This is a genomic window from Pseudomonas sp. NY15463 (assembly GCF_048068415.1).
Taxonomy (GTDB): Bacteria; Pseudomonadota; Gammaproteobacteria; order Pseudomonadales; family Pseudomonadaceae; genus Aquipseudomonas; species Aquipseudomonas mosselii_C.
The window spans coordinates 306189-328612 of the sequence record NZ_JBLUQD010000006.1 but is presented as its reverse complement, the minus strand read 5'-3'; the positions used below and the strand labels follow the sequence as shown (position 1 = coordinate 328612).

Sequence of the window (22424 nt, the reverse complement as noted above, 5' to 3'; positions counted from 1 at the left end):
CCCTGTGGGAGCGGGCTTGCCCGCTCCCACAGGGAAGTGTGAAAGCCGCTTCAATCGAGGATTCCCCGATGATCCTGCAACGCCTCTTCGCCCTGGTCCTGCTCGCCGTGTGCGCAGCCCTGGCCGTAATGGCCTGGCCCTACCAGGCCGCGTTTTCCTATGAGCCGGTGGGCCCGCGCGCTTACCCGTTGCTGATGCTCGGGCTGATGAGCCTGGGCCTGTTGTACCTGGCCATCCGCCCCACCCCCATCGTACGCAAGGATGACGAACCGGAGCTGGACCGCGAAACCCTGATCAAGATCGCCATCTGCGTGGGCCTGCTGATCGTCTTCGCCGGCACCTTCGAGCCGCTGGGCTTCATCCTCAGCGCGATCCTGGTCGGCCTGCCGATGGCACGCCTGTATGGCGGCCGCTGGCTGCCCAGCGCCGTCGTGGTAGTGGGCATGAGCCTCTTCCTCTACTGGCTGTTCGACCGGGTCATGGACGTCCCCCTGCCCCTTGGCCTGCTGAGCGTACTGGAGAACTGATACATGGATACCTTGAGCTACCTCGGCCAGGGCTTCGGCGTCGCCCTGAGCCCGTATAACCTGGTCACCGCCCTGAGTGGCACCCTGATCGGCACCGTGGTCGGCCTGTTGCCAGGCCTGGGCCCGATCAACGGCGTGGCCCTGCTGATCCCTATCGCCTTCGCCTTGGGGCTACCGCCGGAGTCGGCGCTGATCCTGCTGGCGGCGGTGTACCTGGGCTGCGAATACGGCGGGCGCATCAGCTCGATCCTTTTGAACATCCCCGGTGAAGCCTCCACTGTGATGACCACCCTCGACGGCTACCCGATGGCGCGCCAAGGGCTGGCAGGTGTGGCCCTGTCGCTGTCGGCCTGGAGTTCGTTCATCGGTGCCTTCATCGCCACCTGCGGCATGGTGCTGTTCGCCCCGCTGCTGGCCAAGTGGGCAATCGCCTTCGGACCAGCGGAATACTTCGTGTTGATGGTCTTCGCCATCGTTGCCCTGGGTGGCATGGCCGGCGACAAGCCGTTGAAGACCTTCATCGCCGCGTTGATCGGGCTGTTCCTGTCGGCAGTCGGCATCGATGCCAACAGCGGTGTGTACCGCTTCACCGGTGACAGCGTGCACCTGGCCGACGGCATTCAATTCGTGGTGCTGGTACTGGGCCTGTTCTCGATCAGCGAAATCCTGTTGCTGCTGGAAAAGACCCACCACGGACACGCAGCAGTCAAGGCCACCGGCCGCATGCTGTTCAACTTCAAGGAAGCCGCCTCGGTCTTCGTGGTCAACATCCGCTGCGGTCTGCTCGGTTTCGTCATGGGCGTACTGCCTGGAGCAGGCGCCACCCTGGCCAGCGCCGTGGCCTACATGACCGAGAAACGCATCGCGGGTGACAGCGGCAAGTTCGGCAAGGGCGATGCCCGCGGCCTGGCCGCCCCGGAAACCGCCATCGGCGCCTCGTGCTGCGGCGCCCTGGTGCCAATGCTGACCCTCGGCGTTCCAGGCTCGGGCACCACGGCGGTGATGATCGGCGCCCTGACCCTGTACAACATCACCCCAGGCCCGCTGCTGTTCGAACAGCAACCGGACATCGTCTGGGGCCTGATCGCCTCGCTGTTCATCGCCAATATCATGCTGGTGATCCTGAACATCCCGATGATCCGCATCTTCACCCGCATCCTGGCCGTGCCGAACTGGGCGCTGGTGCCGGTGATCGCAATCATCACTGCGATTGGTGTGTACGCCGTGCACGCCACCACCTTCGACCTATTCCTGATGGTCGGCATCGGCATCATGGGCTATATCCTGCGCAAGCTGGACTTCCCACTGTCGCCGATCCTGCTGGGCTTCATCCTCGGCGGGTTGATGGAGCAGAACCTGCGCCGCGCGCTGTCGATTTCCAACGGTGAGCTGGGCATTCTCTGGTCGAGCCCGATCAGCCTGTCGGTGTGGGTGCTGACCGCCTGCATGCTCTCCCTGCCGCTGCTGCGTATCTGGCGCAAACGCACCTTGCAGCGCCGAGCGATGGCCGGTGCCTGATCGCAGCGTGCCTGTGTTTTGGGCAACCGGGCTGGTTGGCCTGGCAGGCGGCTTTGCCGCCAGCCAGGTCGGCTGGCCTTTGCCGTGGATGGTCGGCTCGTTGCTGGCGATCATCCTGGTGCGCTGCCTGACGCCCTGGCAACTCAGCGAAATCCCCAACGGGCGCAAATGCGGACAGTGGATCATCGGGATCGGGATCGGCCTGCACTTCACCCCGCAGGTGATCGAACAAGTCGCCAACCACTTCGCCTTGATCGTGTTCGGCGCGCTGTTCACCACACTCTCCAGCGTCATCAGTATCTGGCTGTTGCGGCGTACCGGCGAGGACCGCGCCACGGCGTTCTTCGCCAGCATGCCGGGCGGTTCGGGCGAGATGGTCAACCTGGGGGCACGCAATGGCGCAGTCCTCAGCCAGGTGGCCGCCGCGCAGAGCCTGCGGGTGCTGACGGTGGTGCTCTGCGTGCCGGCACTGTTCAAGCTACTGCTCGGTGATGGCGTGGCGCTGGACCATGCTGGGAGTGTCAATTGGGCCTGGCTGGCGCTGATCGCGCCGCTGGGCGTGGCAGTGGCGTTGCTCTGGCAGCGCCTGCGCCAGCCCAACCCATGGTTGTTCGGCCCGCTGCTGGTGGCCGCCAGCGTGAGCCTGGCGGGTAACCTGCAAATCGGCTTGCCCAACGGCGCCAGCCAGGTTGGCCAGTGGCTGATCGGCAGCGGCTTGGCGTGTCACTTCAACCGGGCCTTCTTCCGCCGCGCTCCTGCGTTCCTCGGCCGCACCCTGCTGGCCACCGCCTTGTGCATGCTGATCGCGGCAGCGGCGGCCTGGGGCTTGAGCCTGCTCACCCAACTGGACCTGCGCTCGCTGACCCTGGGCATGATGCCTGGCGGCATCGCCGAGATGAGCCTGACGGCCGAGACCTTGCAGTTGTCAGTGCCGCTGGTGACCGCGCTGCAGGTGATGCGCTTGTTGCTCGTGCTGTTTTTGGCCGAGCCGTTGTTCAGGCGCTGGAACGCCAGCCAGGAATAATGTGCTGGCCTCTTCGCGGGTAAACCCGCTACCACAGGTACGGCGCAGGCTCTGAGGGCGGCGTATTTGCTGTGGGAGCGGGTTTACCCGCGAAGAAGCCAGCACCACGCGTCAGCCGATCACAGTGGCGGCACCGCCCAGTCGATTGGCGTCATCCCGCGCTGCTCGAGAAAACCATTGGCCCGGCTGAAATGCCCGCACCCAAAGAACCCACGGTACGCCGACAATGGCGAGGGGTGCACCGACTTGAGCACCAGATGCTTGCTGGCATCGATCAGCTTCTGCTTGCTCTGGGCATGTGCGCCCCACAGCAGGAACACCACGCTCGGGCATTGTTCGCTGACCACCTGGATGATCCGGTCGGTGAAGAACTCCCAGCCTTTCTTGGCGTGGGAAGCAGCGTTGGCGCGCTCCACGGTCATAGTGGTGTTAAGCAACAACACGCCCTGCTCGGCCCAGCTCTGCAAATACCCATGGGACGGAATCGGCAGGTTCAGGTCGCGCTGCAGCTCCTTGTAGATGTTGACCAGCGAAGGCGGCGTGGCAACGCCCGGTTGCACCGAGAAGCACAGGCCGTGGGCCTGGCCTGGGCCGTGGTACGGGTCCTGGCCGAGAATCACCACCTTGACCTGGTCCAACGGCGTGGAGTTCAAGGCATTGAAGATCATCGGCCCCGGCGGATAGATCTGCTTGCCAGCAGCATACTCGGCACGCAGGAACTCGCGCAGTTGGTGCATGTACGGCTGGTCGAACTCGGCGCGCAGGGCGGCCTTCCAGCTGGATTCGAGCTTGATGCGATCGTCGTCGGTCATGGGCCTGTCCAGAAGCAAAGTGGCGCGACACTAGGAAAGCTGCGCCGGGTTGTCAATCGAAGCGACCGGCGACCTGCAGCTTCGCCTCGACGAGCCATACTGATGGGATGACTTGCGCGAGGTAGCTCATGTCCATTCAATGCGAAGTACTCACTGGCGCCGACGGCGCCCGAATCGGCATCGCCAGCCTGGATGCTGCCAAGACCCTCAATGCCCTGACACTGCCAATGATCGAGATGCTCCACACGCAGTTGCAGGCCTGGGCCCGCGACCCAAGGGTGGTTTGCGTGCTCTTGCGCGGCAACGGCCCCAAGGCGTTCTGTGCCGGGGGCGATGTACGCGCGTTGGCCCAGGCCTGCCGTGACGCTCCCGGCAGCGTGCCTGAACTGGCCGCCACCTTCTTCGCCAGCGAGTACCGCCTCGATCACTGCTTGCACACTTACCCCAAGCCCCTGCTGTGCTGGGGGCACGGCCATGTGCTAGGCGGCGGCATGGGCTTGTTGCAAGGGGCTGCGGTGCGCATCGTCACCCCCAGCAGCCAGTTGGCGATGCCAGAGATCAGCATCGGCCTGTACCCCGATGTGGGCGCCAGCTGGTTCCTCTCGCGCCTGCCCGGCAAACTCGGCCTGTTCCTCGCCTTGACCGGCGCCCCCCTCAACGCCCGCGACGCCCTGGACCTCGGCCTGGCCGACCGTTTCCTCGGCGAGGGGCAACAAGACGTTCTGATCGAGGAACTGCTGCAACTGAACTGGCAGGAGCAAACGGCGCTTCAGCTCAACAGCCTGCTCAAGGCCGAACAACACCGCGCCTGGGCCGAGCTGCCCGAAGGTCAGTGGCTGGCACGCCGGACACAGATTGACGCAATGCTCGATGTGGCTGATCCGGTTGCCGCCTGGCGCGCCTTGAGCAGCCTGTCAGGGCACGCCGACCCTTTGCTGGCCGAGGCCGGCCAGCGCTTGCAGAAAGGCTGCCCGCTGACCGCGCACCTGGTTTGGGAACAACTGCGCCGAGCCCGGCATCTGTCACTGGCGCAGGCGTTGCAAATGGAGTACGGCCTGAGCCTGAACTGTTGTCGCCACCCCGAATTCAGCGAAGGCGTACGCGCCAGGCTGCTGGACAAGGACCACGCACCCCATTGGCATTGGCCGGATGTGGCGCAGGTTCCCAACAGTGTGGTGCAGGCGCACTTCTCGAAGGTGTGGGAGGGACGTCATCCGCTGGCCGAGCTGGATTGAACGCATCGCCGTGCGCAGCGGACGATCCGACACGCACGGCGATGGCTTCAACGCTGCCAGTTGCGGTCCCCGCCGCGTCCATTGCCGCTGTCGTTACCGCCGCCAGCGTTCGGCCTGCGGTCGCGGTTACCCTGGCCTTGCGAATGCCAACGATCACCGCCATTACCGCGGTTGTCGTTGCGGTAGTCTTGCCGGTCACGGTCGCGCCCATAGTCATAGCGCTGCCGGTTGCCGTAGTCATGGCGCGGGTTGCCTTGCCACTGCGTTGGCCTGCCAGGAGGCGGGCCAGGGCGGTAGTGAGGCGCAGGCTCAGGCCGGTAATAACGCGGAGCCGGTTGGTAGTAACGCGGCGCAGGCTGGTAGTAGTAGCGCGGCTGTGGCGTCACGTAATAGCGATCCTGGCGGTAATAACCGGGGTAGACGTAACGATCGCTGCTGTAATAGTCGCTACGGTAATAGCCGTCGCTCTCGTAGTACGGCGCGCAGGCGGATGTCAGCAGTCCCAACAGGACAATGATGAGGATTCGTGGGTACATGGCGGCCTCCTGGACCGCAGGGGTGCCCGGTTCAGCGGCGCTGACGGGCGTCGACGATAGGCGGATCACCGACACCTGATAAGACCGCGAGACCGGTAAACAGTGCCATTTCGGCAACAAATTGAAACAGCTCGTATAACCCTGAAAAACATGCAGTCATTTATCGGCCATCTCACTAGAATGTGAACTCTGGCACATATCACGGGACGATCATGCCTTCGCCTTCCGCCCTGTTTTCGCAACGCTCGCTGATCTTCACGCTCCTGCTGTTGCTGGCCTGCGGCTTTTTGGCTACGTCGCTGCTGAGCTACTACGCCTCGCGCGGGGCGATCCGTGATGGCATCGTCAACACCGAGTTGCCGCTGACCTCCGATACGGTCTACTCCGAGATCCAGAAAGACCTGATCCGTCCCGTGCAGATGTCGGCGATGATGGCCCAGGACACCTTCCTGCGCGACTGGGTACTGGCCGGTGAACAGGACAGCGAACGCATGACCCGCTACCTGAGCGAGGTGATGGATACCCAGAACACCTGCACCAGTTTCTTCGTCTCCGACCGCAGCCTCACCTACTACCAGGCCAAGGGCGTGCTCAAGCGAGTCAAGCCCGAGGCCTGGCGCGATGCCTGGTATTTTCGCCTGCGCGAGTCGACCGAACCCTACGCGATCAACGTCGACCTGGACATGGCTAACCAGGACACGCTCACCGTGTTCATCAACTACCGCGTGCTCGACTATCAGCAGCGCTTCCTCGGTGCGGTCGGCGTGGGCCTGAGCGTGGAGTCGGTGGTGAAACTGATCGACGATTACCAACGCCGCTACCAACGCTCGGTCATTTTCACCGATGCCAAGGGCAAGATCATGCTCACCGGCTCCGACGGCGGCCCCCATGGTTTGCGTGCAGGTCAGCAACTGGCTGACAGCGACCAGTGGGAGGAACTGCTCACGCGCATGCCCACCCCTTCTGCGGGCAGTCACGAGTACCGCGACAGCAATGGCCACAGCCATTTCCTGAATATACGCCTGCTGCCCGAGCTGGATTGGTACCTGCTGGTGGACAAGCGCGAGACCGACGCACTGGACCGCATCCGCCAGTCGCTGTACCTGAACCTGGCCATCTGCACGATGATCACGTTGGTGGTGTTGTCGCTGCTCAACGCCATGATCAAGCGCCACCAGGCCAACGCCGACGCCCTGGCGACCCTCGACAGCCTCACCGGGCTGCCCAACCGACGCAGCTTCGACCTGCTGGCCGGCCAAGCGCTGATCGAGGCCCAGCGCGACAATGCGCCCTTGGTCGCCTTGCTGATCGACCTTGACCACTTCAAGGTGCTCAACGATACACACGGCCACCTGGCAGGCGACGAAGTGCTGCGCCAATTCGCCCACGTGCTGCAAAGCAGCCTGCGTCAGTCCGATATACTGTGCCGCTGGGGCGGCGAGGAGTTCATCGTGCTGCTGCGCGAAGCCGAGGGCCGCCAGGCCATCGAGGTGGCCGAAAAGATCCGGCGGCGCACCGAGCAACTGACCTTCAGCTACGCCGACCAGCCGCTGCGCCTGACCACCAGCATCGGCCTGTCGGGCTTGCAGCGCGGCGACTCGCTGCACACCCTGCTCAGCCGCGCCGACCACGCGCTTTATCGTGCCAAACAAGGCGGACGCAACCGTGTCTGCAGCGAGATGCTCGGAACCGACCATGACTGACGCCAGCCACTGTCCCGCTTGCGGCGCCGCCAACCGCTGCGGCCTCGCCGCCCCACGCAGCGCCGCGCGTGGCTGCTGGTGCTTCGAGGTGAGCATCGACCCGGCAATCCTCCAGGCCCTGCCCGCCGAATTGCGCAACAAGGCCTGCCTGTGCCCGCGCTGCGCGGCGGTAGACGACCAGCTCAAGGCAGCGCCAGCACCTGGGATCGGTTAGACTGCGCGCCGATCCACGGCCACCGTCAGCCCATGCGCCTCGACCGATTTCTCGCCAACCTGCCCACCTACAACCGCCAGCACGTGCGCCTGCTGCTGGCCCAGCGGCGTGTGCGGGTGGATGGCCAGGCAACCGCCGACCCGCTGCATGAGGTGCGTGAGTTCAGCCGGGTAGAAGTGGATGACCAGTTGCTGCAAGCAGGCCGAGCGGCCCGTTACCTGATGCTGCACAAACCCACCGGCTGCGTCAGCGCCACCCGCGACCCGCAGCACCGCACCGTGCTCGACTTACTGCCGCGCGAACTGCACGAGGACCTGCACATTGCCGGGCGCCTGGACTACAACACCACCGGCCTGATGCTGCTGACCAACGATGGCCAATGGTCACGGCGTCTGACTCAACCGCGCACGCGGCTGGAGAAAATCTATCGGGTACACACCGAAGCCCCGATCGGCGAGCATTACATCGACAAGTTCCACGAGGGTTTCTACTTCGCCTTCGAAGACCTCACCACCCTACCCGCCCGGCTGGAGATCCTCGGCCCGCACGAGGCACGCCTGGCCATCGTCGAGGGACGCTACCATCAGGTCAAACGCATGTTCGGCTATTTCCAGAACAAGGTGGTGGCGCTGCATCGCGAACGCATGGGCCCGATCGCGCTCGACCCGGCCCTGGCGCCTGGTCAGTTCAGGGCGCTGACAGCACAGGAAATTGCCCTGATCTGACGGGCTGGCGCGGCTGTCTGCGCGCAAACGATTGGGTAGCCGGGCACGCGGCGCACTACATATACCGCCCGGCGGTTTGCCTTGAAAAATCCCTTGAATGGCACTTGCGCGAGCCGCGCCCCACTGCTTGACTCCTCACTTGTCGGTCTGCATGTGACCCAACAGTCACAGGTGCAGTCCAAGACACCTTTTTGCCGGCCACCCGGGGTCTCGATGCCTTGGGGCACGGCAAATCGCCCGCCACAACAATACCGTCGACGCTGCGTCAAGGATCGACACAAGGGCCCACCGGTTGTACTTCCAGGCGAATGCCTACCTGTCATAAAGCACGTGCACCCTAGGTGACGCGAATACCCTTTTGGCGCCAGGAGTCGATGACATGAGGCCAGAAATCGCTGTACTTGATATCCAAGGGCAGTACCGGGTTTACACGGAGTTCCATCGCGCCGAAGGCGCCGAAAAAACGATCATCCTGATCAACGGCTCATTGGCCACCACGGCTTCCTTCGCCCAGACGGTGCGCAACCTGCACCCGCAATTCAACGTGGTGCTTTACGATCAGCCGTACGCTGGCAAGTCCAAGCCCCACAACCACCAGGAACGCCTGATCACCAAGGAGACCGAGGCGCACATCCTGCTGGAGCTGATCGAGCACTTCGCTGCCGACCACGTGATGTCGTTCTCCTGGGGCGGCGCCTGCGGGTTGCTGGCCTTGGCGCACCAGCCGCGGCGCGTGAAGAAGGCCATCGTCAGTTCGTTCTCGCCCGTGATCAACGAACCGATGCGCGACTACCTGGAGCGGGGTTGCCAGTACCTGGCTGCCTGCGACCGCTACCAGGTGGGCAACCTGGTCAACGACACCATCGGCAAGTACCTGCCGTCGCTGTTCAAACGGTTCAACTACCGCCACGTCAGCAGCCTGGACAGCCACGAATACGCGCAGATGCACTTCCACATCAACCAGGTGCTCGAACACGACCTGGAGCGGGCCCTGAAGGCTGCACGCAACATTGACATCCCGGTGCTGTTCATCAACGGTGACCGTGACGAGTACACCACGGTCGAGGACGCCCGCCAGTTCAGTCGCCATGTAGGTCAGAGCCACTTCAGCGTGATCCGCGATGCTGGGCACTTCCTCGACATCGAGCACAAGGGCGCTTGCGAAGACACCCGTAGCGCGATGCTCGGCTTCCTCAAGCCGACCACACGCCAGCCCCGCCAACGCTTCGCTCCCGTACAAGGGCAACATGCACTGGCCATCTGAGCATATCGGCGCCCTGTAGCGCTTCACCTACCCGCAGGCTACAGGTCGCCGACAGGCTTTTTTATAACGTGGGCTTCTATTTCGCGGAGGTTTCTGGTAAAAAGTCGAGCACCGAAGCGGGTATAGTTTAGTGGCAAAACGAAAGCTTCCCAAGCTTTAGTTGAGGGTTCGATTCCCTCTACCCGCTCCAAAAAATCGCATTACCCCGCATGGCGTTCCAGTAACGTCATCGCTGTCAAAAGGAGCCTCGGCTCCTTTTTTCGTTTCTGCGCCTTCGTTGACCTGGCCCATGGCCGCTGACCTGCCAATCCGCTTGAATGCCCGACTTTCGCGCACTTGCCTGCCACACCGGTTGCGGCGATAAATGCCTGTATTCATCGAAACATCACCAAGGACTGCGCATGTTTCTCTCCCGCTGGCTACCGGGCCTGGCCAACCTGTTGCACTACCGCCGCGAATGGTTTCACGCCGACCTGCAGGCCGGGCTGTCGGTGGCCGCGATCCAGATCCCGATCGCCATCGCCTATGCCCAGATCGTCGGCCTGCCGCCGCAGTACGGATTGTATGCCTGCGTACTGCCGATGATCGTCTACGCCCTGATCGGCAGCTCGCGCCAGCTGATGGTCGGCCCCGACGCAGCCACCTGCGCCATGATCGCCGGCGCCGTGGCCCCGCTGGCCATGGGCGATACCCACCGCATCGCCGAATTGTCGGTGATCGTCACGGTACTGGTGGGGGTGATGCTGATCGCCGCAGGCCTGGCCCGCGCAGGTTTCATCGCCAGCTTCTTCTCGCGGCCGATCCTGATCGGTTACCTCAACGGTATCGGCTTGAGCCTGATCGCCGGGCAACTGTCCAAAGTGGTGGGTTTCACCATCGAGGGCGATGGGTTCATCCTAAGCCTGATCAACTTCCTCCAGCGCCTGGGCGAAATTCACTGGCTCACGCTGGTCATCGGCCTCACCGCACTGGGCCTGCTGATCTGGCTGCCGCGCCGCCGCCCACAGTGGCCGGCGGCGTTGGTGACGGTGGTGGCGTTCACTGCGCTAACCGGCTTGTTCGGCCTGGACCGCTTCGGTGTGGCGATCCTCGGCCCGGTGCCAGCAGGCATCCCGGAGCTGGCCTGGCCACAGAGCAGCCTGGCCGAAGCCAAGAGCCTGCTGCGCGACGCCTTGGGGATCGCCACCATCAGTTTCTGTAGCGCCATGCTCACGGCGCGCAGCTTCGCCGCGCGCCACGGCTATGCGATCAACGCCAACCACGAATTCGTCGCGCTGGGCGTCAGCAACCTGGCCGCCGGTCTTTCCCAAGGTTTTGCCATCAGCGGGGCCGACTCGCGCACCGCCGTCAACGACATGGTCGGAGGCAAGAGCCAACTGGTGGGCATCATCGCGGCGCTGGTAATCGCGTTGATCCTGCTGCTGTTCACCGCGCCCATGGCCTGGATCCCACAGGCGGCGCTTGGCGCCGTGCTACTGATGGCCGGCTGGGGGCTGATCGATGTGAAATCGCTCAAGGGCATTCGCCAGCTCAGCCGCTTCGAGTTCTGGCTGTGCCTGCTGACCACCGTCGGCGTGCTCGGCCTGGGCGTACTGCCGGGCATCGTGTTCGCCGTGACCCTGGCGATCCTGCGTCTGCTGTACAGCATCTATCAACCCACCGATGCCGTACTGGGCTGGGTGCCGGGCATCGAAGGCCAGGTGGACGTGCGCCAACACAAGGACGCGCGCACCGTACCCGGGCTGCTGGTGTACCGCTTCGACGACGCGATCCTGTTCTTCAACGCCGACTACTTCAAGATGCGCCTGCTCGAAGCCGTGCAGCGCGAACACACGATCCAGGTGGTGCTGTTCGACGCCGAGGCCGTGAGCAGTATCGACGTCACCGGCATCAGTGCCCTGCGCGAAGTACGCGACACCCTCCGCGCCCGAGGTATTCACTTCGCCATCGCCCGCGCCCGCGGCACGTTCCTGCGCATGTTGGTGCGCTCGGGGATGGCCCGTGAGATGGAAGACAAACTGCTGTTCGGCTCGGTACGGGCGGGGATTCGGGCCTACCGGGTGTGGCGCAATCGCGAGCGCAGGACGGCTTCGAACAGCGCCCCTAGCGTACCTGCGACGATCACCAGCGAGCCGCCCAAGACACTGGATGAGCCCGCGCCATGACTTGAAGCGTCGCAAGCCGCGCCTGGCGAGCGGTAAAAACCGCATGACATGCTAAAGTCGCGGCGTTTTCCGCCACGCCAACGGACCTGCCGATGCCTGCCCTCGACGCCCATTTGCCCACCTGGGCCGATCTCAACCAGCGCCACCCAAGCCACGCATTGTTGCTCGGCAATGGCGCCAGCCGCGCCCTGTGGAAACGCTTCGGCTATTTCTCGCTGTACGAGCAAGCCCAAAGTGCCGGGCGCAAGAAAGGCCTGGCAGTCAGCGACCAGGCGCTGTTCAAGTCATTCGCAACAGAGCTGTTCGAACCACTGCTGAGCACCCTCAACCAGGCGGTGCGGGCCAACGCTGCATTGGCCATCAGCTCAACTGCGCCGCTCAACCGCTACTACTCGATCAAGGAAGCGCTGATCCACGCCGTTCGCAGCGTTCACCTGCCTTGGGCGCTGCTGCCGCAGACCACCCTGACGACGATCAACCAGGCCTTGCGCAGCTACCGCAGCGTCTACACCAGCAACTACGACCTGATACTGCCCTGGGCGGTACACGCCGCACCACATGGATTCGCCGAACTGTTCGATGAGCAGGGCTTCTTCGATGTACGCCGCACAGCCAGTTCAGGCACGCGGGTGCTGCACCTGCATGGCGGCCTGCACCTGCTCAAACTACCGGACGGCACGACCCGCCAGCGCAGCGCTGAAGGCTCCGAACTGTTCGACGGCTTCGCGGTGAACATACCCGGCGAAGTGCCGCTGTTCATCAACGAAGGGCGCAGCGACGAAAAGCTGGCAGCCATTCGCCACAGCGATTACCTGTCCTGGTGCCTGGGCGAACTGGCCAGCGAGCGCGAAGGGCTGTGCCTGTTCGGCCAGCACCTGGACAGCAGCGACCAGCACCTGGTCGAAGCGATTCGCCAGGCGCAACCCAAGCACCTCGCCATTGCCATCCGGCCATTGAACGATGCGTCGGTGATCAACCAGAAGCAGCATTTCGTCAATCGCTTCGGCGACCTCAACGCAACCGCACTGTACTTCTTCGATGCCAGCAGCCACCCGCTGGGGGATGCCAGGCTGATGATCGAAGATACGCAGCACAGTTATTGAGCGATAGCGTTGGTGTTCATTTGGGCTGCTTTGCAGCGCATCGCGTAGGCCTCTCGTTGCAGGCTCACGCGCCCTCTGAGCGGCCTCGTGCCGCGAAGGGCCGCACAGCGGCCCCGACAATTCAAAGTACAACCAGGATTTCAAACTGCCGGGGCAACACAGCGTTACTCGAACAATTGAACGATCTCGTTAGGCAAGGCACTGCGCTGCTGCGACCACGAGCCGGTGAAATGATAAATGTCATTCACCTTGAGGAAATGTTTCACGAAATGGAAGTGATAGTCAGCGGCAATCTGGAACAAATACAGATCACTCAGAACATTCACGAAGCTGGTGCCGAAACGGTCAAGGGATTTGCTCCGTTCGACCATGCCACTCAACACGGCATTGTCATCCGGTTCGAGGTCGACATTGATCGGCGTGGTCGGCTGTTCGGTAAAGAAGCGGCGCCAGGCGTTTTCCGAACTGTGTCTGCCGGTCTGACTCTTGGACAAATCGCAAGGAAACTCGATCGCCTGCCGGGCCTTGCCCATATCTCCCTGGATGCGCTCATCGAGCACCAACTTCTGGCCGGTTTTTGCCTGGCAGAACAGGCTAGTCAATTCAAGCCAGGCGGCCGCGTACTCTTTCGGGTTATCGCGCTCGACAGTCTGTTTGGGGTCAGACCAGCAAGGCTTGTATCGGTAACGGACAAAACTGTAATCCGGGAAATGCCCAAGCCAGCCGTGCCCCAAGTAACTGGTGCTGTTCGGCGCCGCCTCGAAGTTACTGCTCGCCAGTGAACTCAACACCGTATTGGTCCACGGCTTCGATGGGCCGTCGGTGTAATAGATGGATTGGCGCCCATAGCCCATTTTGGCCGGATTCCAGGAGTCCGGGTCGTAATCCGCATCCCAGTATGTGTTCATCACGTTGTCCAGGCCGCAGTGGTCCTGATGCGCCCAGGTATCGGCAATCACATGGGCCCTGATGCCCAGCAGGATCAAGCGGAACCGGCGCAACACGTCGGCGCGCTCGGCCTTGAGGATCGTCTCGCCACCGATGGCCAGGCTGAGGATCTTCTCCAGGCGCGAGTCATCCTTGGCACACAGCACGGCATCTTCGAACAGTCGCCGGGAAAGCGCGCTTTGCGGACGATTGAGCATTCGCCCGTACTGCAACTCGGCGACCTTGCCCGGGTTGTACTTTCTTAGAATGTATTCACCGCCATGGGTATCTCGTTTGCTGAACGCAGGCAAATGGCTGACCACTTCGGCGCCATGGATTTGCTCGCGCGTTGGCGTTCCCGCCGGATCATTGTAGTTACCCGGAATGAAGTGGTAGGAACACCACAAACCATCCTCAGGGCTCAACAAGTCACCCAGATGTCCATGTTGGAACGTATACCGAGGGTTATCCATGTGCGCGACAACTGTGTAATTGCTCGACGACGCGGTTTCGCTGACCAGGCGCCAATAGGAGGCGTAGGTATTCTCACTGAAGAAATCGATGAAGTTTGCTGCTTTGGCAATCAGCGTTGCGTCGTCCTTGTCGAATCCGCCGGACATGGCCGAATGAAAAGTACCGTAAAAGTGAAAATCCTGATCCATCGTGCCTTCCCCTATACAGTGTTCGGTCAAAGTGACCGAGTACGCTTATAACGGCGGCAGCAGAACGATGTCAAATAGCCATCAGTTAATGAGAATTACCCTGAATATCAATACACACAAGCGCCGTTAAATAACCTGCGCGGTCATTCAAAAGCAGGGTAGTTACACTCAACACGCCTGACTCAAACGGCAGTTATACGCTGCGATATTCGCAAAACCGCCGAGATCTTCATGAGCGTGTACAAGGTGTCGGTACACGTGAACGCCACCTCGCCCGTTTGTCGCAAAGTGCATGTTTAACCTTGGCAAGCACCGTAGCGGGGTTGTGCACAATGCACAGCGCCCCACAGCCCGCATCAAATCAAACCATCGCCTTGCAACAACGTTTCCAGGCAATGCGCTTTCACGCCGTAGAACGCTTTGAGTTCGGCAATCTTGCCGAGCAGCGCGCGGTTGTCCTGAGCCTGCCGGCGCTTGACTGCCAGAATCATCTTGTTCTTGTTGGTGTGTTCCAGCGAGATGAACTCGAACACCTTGGTCTCGTAACCACAGGCCTCAAGGTACAGTGCGCGCAGGCTATCGGTGAGCATCTCGGCCTGTTGGCCCAGGTGCAAGCCATATTGCAACATCGGTTGCAGCAGTTCAGGGCTGTGCAGTTGCGGGCGGATCTGCTTGTGGCAGCACGGCGAGCACATGATGATCGCGGCGTTGCAACGAATGCCGGTGTGGATGGCGTAGTCGGTGGCCACGTCGCAGGCATGCAGGGCAATCATCACCTCGATGGCCTCGGGTACCACACTGCGCACATCGCCACACTCGAATACCAGCCCCGAGTGCTCAAGGCGCGCCGCAGCGCGGTTGCACAGCTCGACCATGTCCGGGCGCAACTCCACGCCGGTCACCTGTGCGTCGCGCTCCAAACTGTTGCGCAGGTAATCGTGCATGGCGAAGGTCAGGTAACCCTTGCCCGAACCAAAGTCGGCAACCCGCAAAGGCTGCTCCTTCGCCACCGGCGCACCCGCCAGGGCGTGATCGAAGACCTCGATGAACTTGTTGATCTGCTTCCACTTGCGCGACATCGATGGAATCAACGCACCCTGGGCATCGGTCACGCCCAGGTCACGCAGAAACGGCCGCGACAGCTCCAGGTAACGTTTCTTTTCCCGGTCATGCCCGGCCGGGGCCGCTTCGCGCGGGGCCTGCTGGGCCAGGTGGCGCTGCAACATCGGTTTGCCCTTCTTGCTGAAGGCCAGCTGCACCTCGCCAGCCGCCGTGAACAGGTGCGCATTACGAAACTGCTCTGGCAACTGCTCAGCCACGAACGCCTCGACCTCGGTCAGCGGCAGATTGCGCGTAAGGTCACGGGTCTGATGGCGGTACACCAGTTGCAGGCAGGCTTGCTCCTTGATCTGCACGGGCTTGGCGATGATTCGTTGCAGGCTGGCGTCGGCGCCGACATGCCGGGCCAGGACCAGCTTGATCAGGCTGGCATCAGCCAGGGCTTCGGCCAGCAGGCTCAGGAATTGGGCGCGCGGATCTGGCGCAGAAGTCGTGCAGGACATGGACAAAGGTGCCTCGGGAATGCGGGGAGCGCTCGGCGCAATGGCGCGCATTCTACGTGGCTGAATGCCCATCGCGAAGGTTTTCACGATAGGCGCGGTTCAATCGAGGATCACCAGACGGTTAGGCAGCTCGTTGCGCGCGTGGGTGGGCGGCACATACTCGCTGAGCAGTTCGCCACAGGCTTCGATGCACTCGACGAAGCCTTCCAACGTGCGCCCCTGGCCCACCTGCTCGGTGAACCGCGCAACGATCGCCTCACGCGCACGGCTTGGCAGGTGCTGGGCAATACCGTCATCGACCAGGATCTCGACGTGCCGCTCGGCCTCGCTGACGAAGATCAACACCCCGGTGGCGCCTGCGGTGCGTTGCAGGTTGAGTTCGAGAAATTGCTGCCGGGCCAGGCCCGAGGCGCGCCGACGGCGCAAGATCGACGGCACCACCCATGCCGCCAGGCGTGGGTGACGCAGTAAGAGGCACAAGGCAATGAAGGTCAGCATCTGCGCGAGCAGCAGGCCATGCAGGCCGATACCGTTCTGCAAGCGGTGCAACAGCAAAGGGATCGCCAAGGCCAGCAGCGCAGCCCACAGCAGCGGTAGATAAGGGTAGTCGTCGGCGCGGCGGGCCAACACCGTGACCAGTTCTGCGTCAGTGCACCGCTCGGCGCGAGCGATCGCCTCGGCGATCTGGCGCTGTTCGTATTCGGTCATGCCATCGTCTCTTGAGCATTCTTATCGTTGTTATCCCGGCATCGGGCTGGCAAGAGTGTATCTCATCGCAGGCCATATATAAGGCATAATCGCCCGCTGCCACGGGATCGAAACGGCACGTCCTGGCCAACAGGGATACCGGGACATGCCGAACAAAAACAGCCGCCTGAACCACTTCGGCCACACGCGTATCCCCGTGGATACGGCGCAGGCCTTCATAAAACGGAATCAACGATGAAACTGTCTTTGCTGGGCCTGGCCATGGGCCTTGCCAGCCAGGCGGCCCTAGCCGCCAACACCGCCCCGCCCCTGCAGGACAAGCAGGCCTTCATCGACCACCTGGTCGGGCAAATGACCGAGGCCGAGAAAATCGGCCAGTTACGCCTGATCAGCATCAGCCCGGAGATGCCCCGCGAGAAAATCCGTGAGGAAATCGCCGCTGGTCGCATCGGTGGCACCTTCAATTCACGTACCGCCCCCGAGAACCGGCCGATGCAGGACGCCGCCATGCGCAGCCGCCTGAAGATCCCGATGTTCTTCGCCTACGACACCCTCCATGGCGAGCGCACCATCTTCCCGATCAGCCTGGGCCTGGCCGCCACCTGGGACATGGACGCCATCGCCAAGGTCGGCCGCACCTCGGCCATCGAGGCGTCCGCCGACGCCCTGGACATGACCTTCGCGCCCATGGTCGACATCGCCCGCGACCCACGCTGGGGTCGCACCAGTGAAGGCTTTGGCGAAGACACCTACCTAACCTCGAAGATCGGCCAGGTAATGGTCCGCTCGTTCCAGGGCTCGAGCCCGGCCAACCCCGACAGCATCATGGCCATCGTCAAGCACTTCGCCCTTTATGGCGCGGTAGAAGGCGGGCGCGACTACAACACGGTCGATATGAGCCCGGTGAAGATGTACAACGACTACCTGCCGCCCTACCGCGCCGCAATCGACGCGGGTGCTGGCGGGGTAATGGTGGCGCTGAACTCGATCAACGGCGTGCCTGCCACCTCCAACACCTGGCTGATGAACGACCTGTTGCGCAAGGAGTGGGGCTTCAAGGGCGTGACCATCAGCGACCATGGCGCCATCCAGGAACTGATCCGCCACGGCGTCGCCCGCGATGGGCGCGAGGCCGCCAAGCTGGCGATCAAGGCCGGCATCGACATGAGCATGAACGACACCCTCTACGGACAGGAGCTGCCGGGCCTGCTCAAGTCAGGCGAGGTGAGCCAGGCCGAGTTGGACCAGGCGGTACGCGAAGTGCTCGGCGCCAAGTACGACATGGGCCTGTTCAAGGATCCGTACGTGCGCATCGGCAAAGCCGAAAGCGACCTCAAGGACTACTACGGCAACGACCGCCTGCACCGCGACGCTGCCCGTGACGTGGCCCGCCGCAGCCTGGTGCTGCTGGAAAACCGCAACCAGACCCTGCCACTGAAAAAGGCCGGCAGCATCGCTCTGGTCGGCCCGCTGGCCGACGCGCCCATCGACATGATGGGCAGTTGGGCCGCCGACGGACGCCCGGAGCACTCGGTTACCGTACGTGAGGGCCTGGCCGCGGCCCTTGCTGGCAAGGCCAAGGTGGTCTACGCCAAAGGCTCGAACGTCACGGGCGACAAGGCGATGTTCGACTACCTGAACTTCCTCAACTTCGCCGCCCCCGAGATCATCAACGACCCGCGCCCGGCTTCGGTAATGATCGACGAAGCGGTCAAGGCCGCGCAGCAGTCGGACGTGGTAGTGGCCGTGGTCGGCGAGTCGCGGGGCATGTCCCACGAGTCCTCCAGCCGCACGACCCTGGAAATCCCGGCCGTGCAGCGCGACCTGATCAAAGCCCTCAAGGCCACGGGTAAACCGCTGGTACTGGTGCTGATGAACGGCCGCCCACTGTCGATCGCCTGGGAGCGCGAACAGGCCGATGCCATTCTGGAAACGTGGTTCAGCGGCACCGAAGGCGGCAACGCCATCGCCGATGTGCTGTTCGGCGACTACAACCCGTCCGGTCGCCTGGCCATCACCTTCCCGCGCTCGGTCGGGCAGATCCCGATGTACTACAACCACATGCGTATCGGCCGCCCGTTCACCCCAGGTAAGCCCGGCAACTACACCTCGCAGTATTTCGAGGAGCCAAACGGCCCGTTGTATCCATTCGGCTATGGCCTGAGCTACACCGACTTCGAGCTGTCGGGGCTGAAGCTTTCGCAACAGGCACTCAAGCGCGGCGCGACCCTGCACGCACAGGTCACGGTGAAAAACACCGGCAAGCGTGACGGCGAGACCGTGGTGCAGTTGTACGTGCAGGACGAAAGCGCCTCGATGAGCCGCCCAGTGAAGGAACTGAAACACTTCCAGAAGCTGATGCTCAAGGCCGGGGAAAGCCGTACCTTGACCTTCGACATCAGCGAACAGGACCTGAAGTTCTACAATAGCCAGCTGCAGCATGTGGCCGAGCCTGGGCAGTTCAATATCCAGGTCGGACTCAACTCGCAGGATGTCCAGCAGCAGAGCTTCGAACTGCTCTGAAACCTGCGCAGGCCTCTTTGCGGATAACCCCGCCCCCACAGGTTTTCCGATTACTGTGAGAGCGGGTTTACCCGCGAAAGGGCCAGACCTGAAACCGCCCTACCGGATCCGGCCCATGCCCACATCCTTTCGCGCCCTGCGTCTGGGGCTGATCATCCTGCTGATCGTGGTCGGCACCGCGCTCAGCGCCGGCTGGGCCATGCACAAGGCCAAGCGCGAAGCCATGCAGCTCGACGCACGCCGAGCCAATCAACAGCTAGGCCTGTACGCCAACGCCCTGCACACCCTGATTGAACGCTACCGCGCCCTGCCTGCGGTGCTGGCCCTGGATCCGCAACTGATCGACGCCCTGCGCGGCCCGGTCAGCGAGCCGCTGCAGGACGCGTTGAATCGCAAACTCGAACGCATCAACGGCGCAGCCAACTCCTCCACCCTGGAACTGCTCGACCGCACCGGCCTTGCCATCGCCGCGAGCAACTGGCGCCTGCCGACGACGTACGTCGGCTCCAACTATGGCTTTCGGCCTTATTTCAAACAGACCCGCAGCCAAGGCAGCGGGCGCTTCTACGCGGTCGGCGTGACCAGTGGCGTGCCGGGCTACTTCCTGTCCAGCGCGGTGAGCGATGAACACGGACGCTTTCTCGGTGCCATGGTGGTCAAGCTGGAGTTTCCCGAGCTTGAGCGCGAATGGCGCCAAGGCAACGACATCCTGCTGGTCAGCGATGCCCGCGGGATTACCTTCATTGCCAACCAGGACGGCTGGCGCTACCGCGAGCTGCATCCGCTAAGCCTCGCCGACCGTGCCGAACTGGCCGAAACCCGCCAGTACGACAAGCAGCCACTGGTGCCTTTGCAGCGCCAGTTACTGACCCGTTTTACCGACAACAGCCATCTGACCCGGGTCCAAGGCCCGGATGGCCAGGCCGAGTACCTGTGGGAAAGCCTGCCACTGGATGCAGAAGGCTGGACCTTGCATCTGCTGCGCAAGCCGCAGGTGGCCGAAGACGGGCGCAACGCAGCCCTGGGCGCAGCCGCCGTGTGGTTGACCCTGGTGTTCGCCGTGTTGTTCGTCAGCCAGCGCCTGCGCCTGGCACGCCTGCGCCAACGCAGCCGCGATGAACTCAAGCGCCAGGTAGAAGAACGCACCCGCGAACTGCGCACCGCTCAGGAAGGCTTGGTGCAATCGGCGAAACTGGCGGCATTGGGACAGATGTCCGCCGCCCTGGCCCATGAGATCAACCAGCCGTTGACCACCCAGCGCATGCAGTTGGAGACCCTGCGCCTGCTGCTCGACAGCGGTCGCTTCGAGCAGGCGCGTCAGGCCCTGGAACCACTGGAGCAGATGCTCACGCGCATGGCGGCGCTCACCGGCCATCTCAAGACCTTCGCCCGTAACAGTCCTGGCGGCCTGCGCGAGCGCCTGGACCTGGCCTGCGTGGTCGACCAAGCGCTGCACCTGCTCGAAGCGCGGATCCGCGCCGAACAAGTCGAGCTGGCGCTGTACCTGGCGCGCCCAGCGTGGGTGCGCGGCGATGCGATTCGCCTGGAGCAAGTGCTGATAAATTTGCTGCACAATGCCCTCGACGCGATGGCCGACAAACGCTACAAACGCCTGGAAGTGCGCATCGAGAACATCGGCACACAATGGCAACTGAGTGTGCTCGACTCCGGCGGGGGCATCGAGCCCGCGAACCTGGCCAAGGTATTCGATCCGTTCTTCACCACCAAACCGGTGGGTGAGGGGCTGGGGTTGGGCTTGGCGATATCCTATGGCATCGTCGTCGAAGCAGGCGGTAGCCTGCTGGCCGAAAACCTGGCCGGTGGCGCACGCTTGAGCCTCACCATGCCCCGTGACCTGGAGCCTGTATGTTGAACTCAGTGATCGTCGTCGATGACGAAGCCAGTATCCGCACGGCAATAGAACAGTGGCTGAGCCTGTCGGGCTTCAAGGTGCAGTTGTTCGCCCGCGCCGAGGACTGCCTTGCGCAGGTGCCGCGCGACTTTCCTGGGGTGATCCTGAGCGATGTGCGCATGCCGGGGCTCGGCGGCCTGCAACTGCTCGAGCGCCTGCACCAGCAAGACCCGGACCTGCCGGTGATCCTGCTGACCGGCCATGGCGACGTGCCAATGGCCGTTGAAGCCATGCGCAACGGCGCCTACGACTTCCTGGAAAAACCCTTTACCCCACAGCACCTGATGAGCAGTCTTGGCCGCGCCCTGGACAAGCGCCATCTGGTGCTGGAGAACCGTCGGCTGCATGAACAGGCCGATTTCAAGGCCCAGCTCGAAGGCACGCTGTTGGGCATGTCCCAAGGCTTGCAACAGCTGCGCCGCCAGGTGCTGGACCTCGCCAGCCTGCCGGTCAACGTGCTGATTCGCGGTGAGACAGGCAGCGGCAAGGAGCGCGTGGCGCGCTGCCTGCACGATTTCGGCCCGCGCGCCGATAAGCCCTTCGTCGCCCTGAACTGCGCGGCCATCCCCGAGGCGCTGTTTGAGGCCGAGCTGTTCGGCCACGAGAGCGGCGCGTTCACCGGCGCCCAGGGCAAGCGCATCGGCAAGCTGGAGTACGCCAACGGCGGCACGTTGTTCCTCGACGAAATCGAAAGCATGCCACTGGCCCAGCAGGCCAAGCTACTGCGGGTGATCCAGGAACACACGCTGGAGCGGCTGGGGGCCAACCAGAGCATCGAAGTGGACTTGCGCATCATTGCGGCGACCAAGCCTGATCTGCTCGAGGAGGCCCGCGCCGGACGTTTTCGTGAAGACCTGGCCTACCGTCTGAACGTTGCCGAACTGCGCCTGGCGCCACTGCGCGAGCGACGTGAAGACATCCCGCTGCTGTTCGAGCACTTCGCCCGCCACGCCGCCGAACGCCTGGGCCGCACAGCGCCTGCGCTGAGTGGGGCGCAGTTGGCGCGCCTGCTGGCGCATGACTGGCCAGGCAATGTACGCGAGTTGGCCAATGCCGCCGAGCGCCATGCGCTGGGGCTGGACTCACCGAACCTGGCATCGGCGCCCGCAGGTCAGTCGCTGGTCGAGCAGATGGAGGCGTTCGAAGCCCAGTGCCTGCGCGCAGCGTTGCGCCAGCATCAGGGTGAGATCAAGGGGGTCATGGAAACGCTGCAAGTGCCACGACGTACGCTGAATGAAAAGATGCAGCGCCACGGGTTGGTGCGGGAAGATTTTCTGCTGCGCGAGTGAGCGGATTTCCGCCTA

The 22424-nt window shown here is 63.0% G+C and carries 18 protein-coding genes and 1 tRNA gene; 14 read left to right on the top strand and 5 right to left on the bottom strand.

From position 1 onward, the window contains the following. The first annotated feature begins 68 nt into the window (after positions 1 to 68). From ACNFIC_RS17400 to ACNFIC_RS17390, 3 genes are read left to right on the top strand one after another with little or no spacing between them, the layout of a single operon-like run. Positions 69 to 527, top strand: a complete 459-nt coding sequence (locus tag ACNFIC_RS17400) for a tripartite tricarboxylate transporter TctB family protein (RefSeq protein WP_138220026.1) — start codon at positions 69 to 71, stop codon at positions 525 to 527. Positions 528 to 530: 3 nt separating this feature from the next. Beyond that, on the top strand, positions 531 to 2045 hold the full coding sequence (locus ACNFIC_RS17395; RefSeq protein ID WP_138220025.1) for a tripartite tricarboxylate transporter permease: 1515 nt from the start codon (positions 531 to 533) through the stop codon (positions 2043 to 2045). After that, on the top strand, positions 2038 to 3069 hold the full coding sequence (locus ACNFIC_RS17390) for an AbrB family transcriptional regulator (protein WP_138220024.1): 1032 nt from the start codon (positions 2038 to 2040) through the stop codon (positions 3067 to 3069). The genes ACNFIC_RS17395 and ACNFIC_RS17390 overlap by 8 nt, the downstream gene beginning before the upstream one ends. 119 nt (positions 3070 to 3188) lie before the next feature. On the opposite strand, the gene ung is transcribed toward ACNFIC_RS17390, so the two are convergent. After that, positions 3189 to 3881, bottom strand: coding sequence for a uracil-DNA glycosylase (gene ung, locus ACNFIC_RS17385; RefSeq protein ID WP_416781507.1), 693 nt, complete (start codon positions 3879 to 3881; stop codon positions 3189 to 3191). A 128-nt stretch (positions 3882 to 4009) separates the two neighbouring features. Here ung and ACNFIC_RS17380 point away from each other — a divergent pair, with 128 nt between their 5' ends. Then, on the top strand, positions 4010 to 5116 hold the full coding sequence (locus ACNFIC_RS17380) for an enoyl-CoA hydratase/isomerase family protein (RefSeq protein ID WP_416781506.1): 1107 nt from the start codon (positions 4010 to 4012) through the stop codon (positions 5114 to 5116). 47 nt (positions 5117 to 5163) lie between these two features. On the opposite strand, the gene ACNFIC_RS17375 is transcribed toward ACNFIC_RS17380, so the two are convergent. Further along, the gene (locus ACNFIC_RS17375; protein ID WP_138220020.1) at positions 5164 to 5652 is read right to left on the bottom strand and encodes a hypothetical protein; all 489 of its coding nucleotides are present in this window, start codon (positions 5650 to 5652) and stop codon (positions 5164 to 5166) included. 212 nt (positions 5653 to 5864) lie between these two features. Here ACNFIC_RS17375 and ACNFIC_RS17370 point away from each other — a divergent pair, with 212 nt between their 5' ends. The 7 genes from ACNFIC_RS17370 (at position 5865) to ACNFIC_RS17340 (ending at position 12826) form a co-directional block, all read left to right on the top strand. Next, complete coding sequence (locus ACNFIC_RS17370) at positions 5865 to 7355, top strand: diguanylate cyclase (protein WP_138220019.1); 1491 nt, start codon at positions 5865 to 5867, stop codon at positions 7353 to 7355. Further along, positions 7348 to 7569 (top strand): cysteine-rich CWC family protein, encoded by a 222-nt coding sequence (locus ACNFIC_RS17365; protein WP_138220018.1) that lies wholly within the window; start codon positions 7348 to 7350, stop codon positions 7567 to 7569. The genes ACNFIC_RS17370 and ACNFIC_RS17365 overlap by 8 nt, the downstream gene beginning before the upstream one ends. A 32-nt stretch (positions 7570 to 7601) precedes the next feature. After that, the gene (locus ACNFIC_RS17360) at positions 7602 to 8294 is read left to right on the top strand and encodes a pseudouridine synthase (protein ID WP_416781505.1); all 693 of its coding nucleotides are present in this window, start codon (positions 7602 to 7604) and stop codon (positions 8292 to 8294) included. A gap of 379 nt (positions 8295 to 8673) precedes the next feature. Continuing rightward, entirely contained in the window at positions 8674 to 9558 is an 885-nt protein-coding gene (locus tag ACNFIC_RS17355; protein WP_138220016.1) for an alpha/beta fold hydrolase, read from the top strand. A gap of 116 nt (positions 9559 to 9674) precedes the next feature. Further along, positions 9675 to 9748: transfer RNA gene (locus ACNFIC_RS17350), tRNA-Gly, on the top strand. 211 nt (positions 9749 to 9959) lie between these two features. Continuing rightward, positions 9960 to 11723 carry a SulP family inorganic anion transporter gene (locus ACNFIC_RS17345; protein ID WP_240791753.1) on the top strand — a complete coding sequence of 588 codons (1764 nt, stop codon included), beginning with the start codon at positions 9960 to 9962 and terminating at the stop codon, positions 11721 to 11723. Between the two features lie 92 nt (positions 11724 to 11815). Further along, the gene (locus ACNFIC_RS17340) at positions 11816 to 12826 is read left to right on the top strand and encodes a DUF4917 family protein (RefSeq protein WP_416781504.1); all 1011 of its coding nucleotides are present in this window, start codon (positions 11816 to 11818) and stop codon (positions 12824 to 12826) included. A gap of 164 nt (positions 12827 to 12990) precedes the next feature. Here the strand turns inward: ACNFIC_RS17340 and ACNFIC_RS17335 are convergent, their stop codons facing one another. The 3 genes from ACNFIC_RS17335 to ACNFIC_RS17325 all read right to left on the bottom strand — a co-directional run bounded on the left by ACNFIC_RS17335 (position 12991) and on the right by ACNFIC_RS17325 (position 16685). Beyond that, positions 12991 to 14415: a DUF6765 family protein gene (locus ACNFIC_RS17335; RefSeq protein ID WP_138220014.1), complete on the bottom strand. Its 1425-nt coding sequence runs from the start codon at positions 14413 to 14415 to the stop codon at positions 12991 to 12993. A 356-nt stretch (positions 14416 to 14771) separates the two neighbouring features. Further along, the gene (locus ACNFIC_RS17330; RefSeq protein WP_416781503.1) at positions 14772 to 15977 is read right to left on the bottom strand and encodes a methyltransferase; all 1206 of its coding nucleotides are present in this window, start codon (positions 15975 to 15977) and stop codon (positions 14772 to 14774) included. A 99-nt stretch (positions 15978 to 16076) separates the two neighbouring features. Beyond that, positions 16077 to 16685, bottom strand: a complete 609-nt coding sequence (locus tag ACNFIC_RS17325; protein WP_416781502.1) for a TPM domain-containing protein — start codon at positions 16683 to 16685, stop codon at positions 16077 to 16079. 234 nt (positions 16686 to 16919) lie between these two features. Here ACNFIC_RS17325 and bglX point away from each other — a divergent pair, with 234 nt between their 5' ends. The 3 genes from bglX to ACNFIC_RS17310 all read left to right on the top strand — a co-directional run bounded on the left by bglX (position 16920) and on the right by ACNFIC_RS17310 (position 22409). Beyond that, positions 16920 to 19208 carry a beta-glucosidase BglX gene (bglX, locus tag ACNFIC_RS17320; protein WP_138220011.1) on the top strand — a complete coding sequence of 763 codons (2289 nt, stop codon included), beginning with the start codon at positions 16920 to 16922 and terminating at the stop codon, positions 19206 to 19208. Positions 19209 to 19323: 115 nt separating this feature from the next. Then, complete coding sequence (locus ACNFIC_RS17315) at positions 19324 to 21081, top strand: ATP-binding protein (protein WP_138220010.1); 1758 nt, start codon at positions 19324 to 19326, stop codon at positions 21079 to 21081. Then, positions 21075 to 22409, top strand: a complete 1335-nt coding sequence (locus ACNFIC_RS17310) for a sigma-54-dependent transcriptional regulator (protein WP_416781501.1) — start codon at positions 21075 to 21077, stop codon at positions 22407 to 22409. Before ACNFIC_RS17315 ends, ACNFIC_RS17310 begins: the two co-directional genes overlap by 7 nt. Positions 22410 to 22424 lie beyond the last annotated feature (15 nt).

Coding starts and splice junctions, on each gene's coding strand:
- ACNFIC_RS17335 (WP_138220014.1), bottom strand. CDS start 14,415: ATGGATCAGGATTTTCACTTTTACGGTACTTTTCATTCGGCCATGTCC.
- ACNFIC_RS17325 (WP_416781502.1), bottom strand. CDS start 16,685: ATGACCGAATACGAACAGCGCCAGATCGCCGAGGCGATCGCTCGCGCC.
- ACNFIC_RS17315 (WP_138220010.1), top strand. CDS start 19,324: ATGCCCACATCCTTTCGCGCCCTGCGTCTGGGGCTGATCATCCTGCTG.
- ACNFIC_RS17355 (WP_138220016.1), top strand. CDS start 8,674: ATGAGGCCAGAAATCGCTGTACTTGATATCCAAGGGCAGTACCGGGTT.
- ACNFIC_RS17370 (WP_138220019.1), top strand. CDS start 5,865: ATGCCTTCGCCTTCCGCCCTGTTTTCGCAACGCTCGCTGATCTTCACG.
- ACNFIC_RS17400 (WP_138220026.1), top strand. CDS start 69: ATGATCCTGCAACGCCTCTTCGCCCTGGTCCTGCTCGCCGTGTGCGCA.
- ACNFIC_RS17340 (WP_416781504.1), top strand. CDS start 11,816: ATGCCTGCCCTCGACGCCCATTTGCCCACCTGGGCCGATCTCAACCAG.
- ACNFIC_RS17345 (WP_240791753.1), top strand. CDS start 9,960: ATGTTTCTCTCCCGCTGGCTACCGGGCCTGGCCAACCTGTTGCACTAC.
- bglX (WP_138220011.1), top strand. CDS start 16,920: ATGAAACTGTCTTTGCTGGGCCTGGCCATGGGCCTTGCCAGCCAGGCG.
- ACNFIC_RS17360 (WP_416781505.1), top strand. CDS start 7,602: ATGCGCCTCGACCGATTTCTCGCCAACCTGCCCACCTACAACCGCCAG.
- ung (WP_416781507.1), bottom strand. CDS start 3,881: ATGACCGACGACGATCGCATCAAGCTCGAATCCAGCTGGAAGGCCGCC.
- ACNFIC_RS17395 (WP_138220025.1), top strand. CDS start 531: ATGGATACCTTGAGCTACCTCGGCCAGGGCTTCGGCGTCGCCCTGAGC.
- ACNFIC_RS17365 (WP_138220018.1), top strand. CDS start 7,348: ATGACTGACGCCAGCCACTGTCCCGCTTGCGGCGCCGCCAACCGCTGC.
- ACNFIC_RS17380 (WP_416781506.1), top strand. CDS start 4,010: ATGTCCATTCAATGCGAAGTACTCACTGGCGCCGACGGCGCCCGAATC.
- ACNFIC_RS17330 (WP_416781503.1), bottom strand. CDS start 15,977: ATGTCCTGCACGACTTCTGCGCCAGATCCGCGCGCCCAATTCCTGAGC.
- ACNFIC_RS17310 (WP_416781501.1), top strand. CDS start 21,075: ATGTTGAACTCAGTGATCGTCGTCGATGACGAAGCCAGTATCCGCACG.
- ACNFIC_RS17375 (WP_138220020.1), bottom strand. CDS start 5,652: ATGTACCCACGAATCCTCATCATTGTCCTGTTGGGACTGCTGACATCC.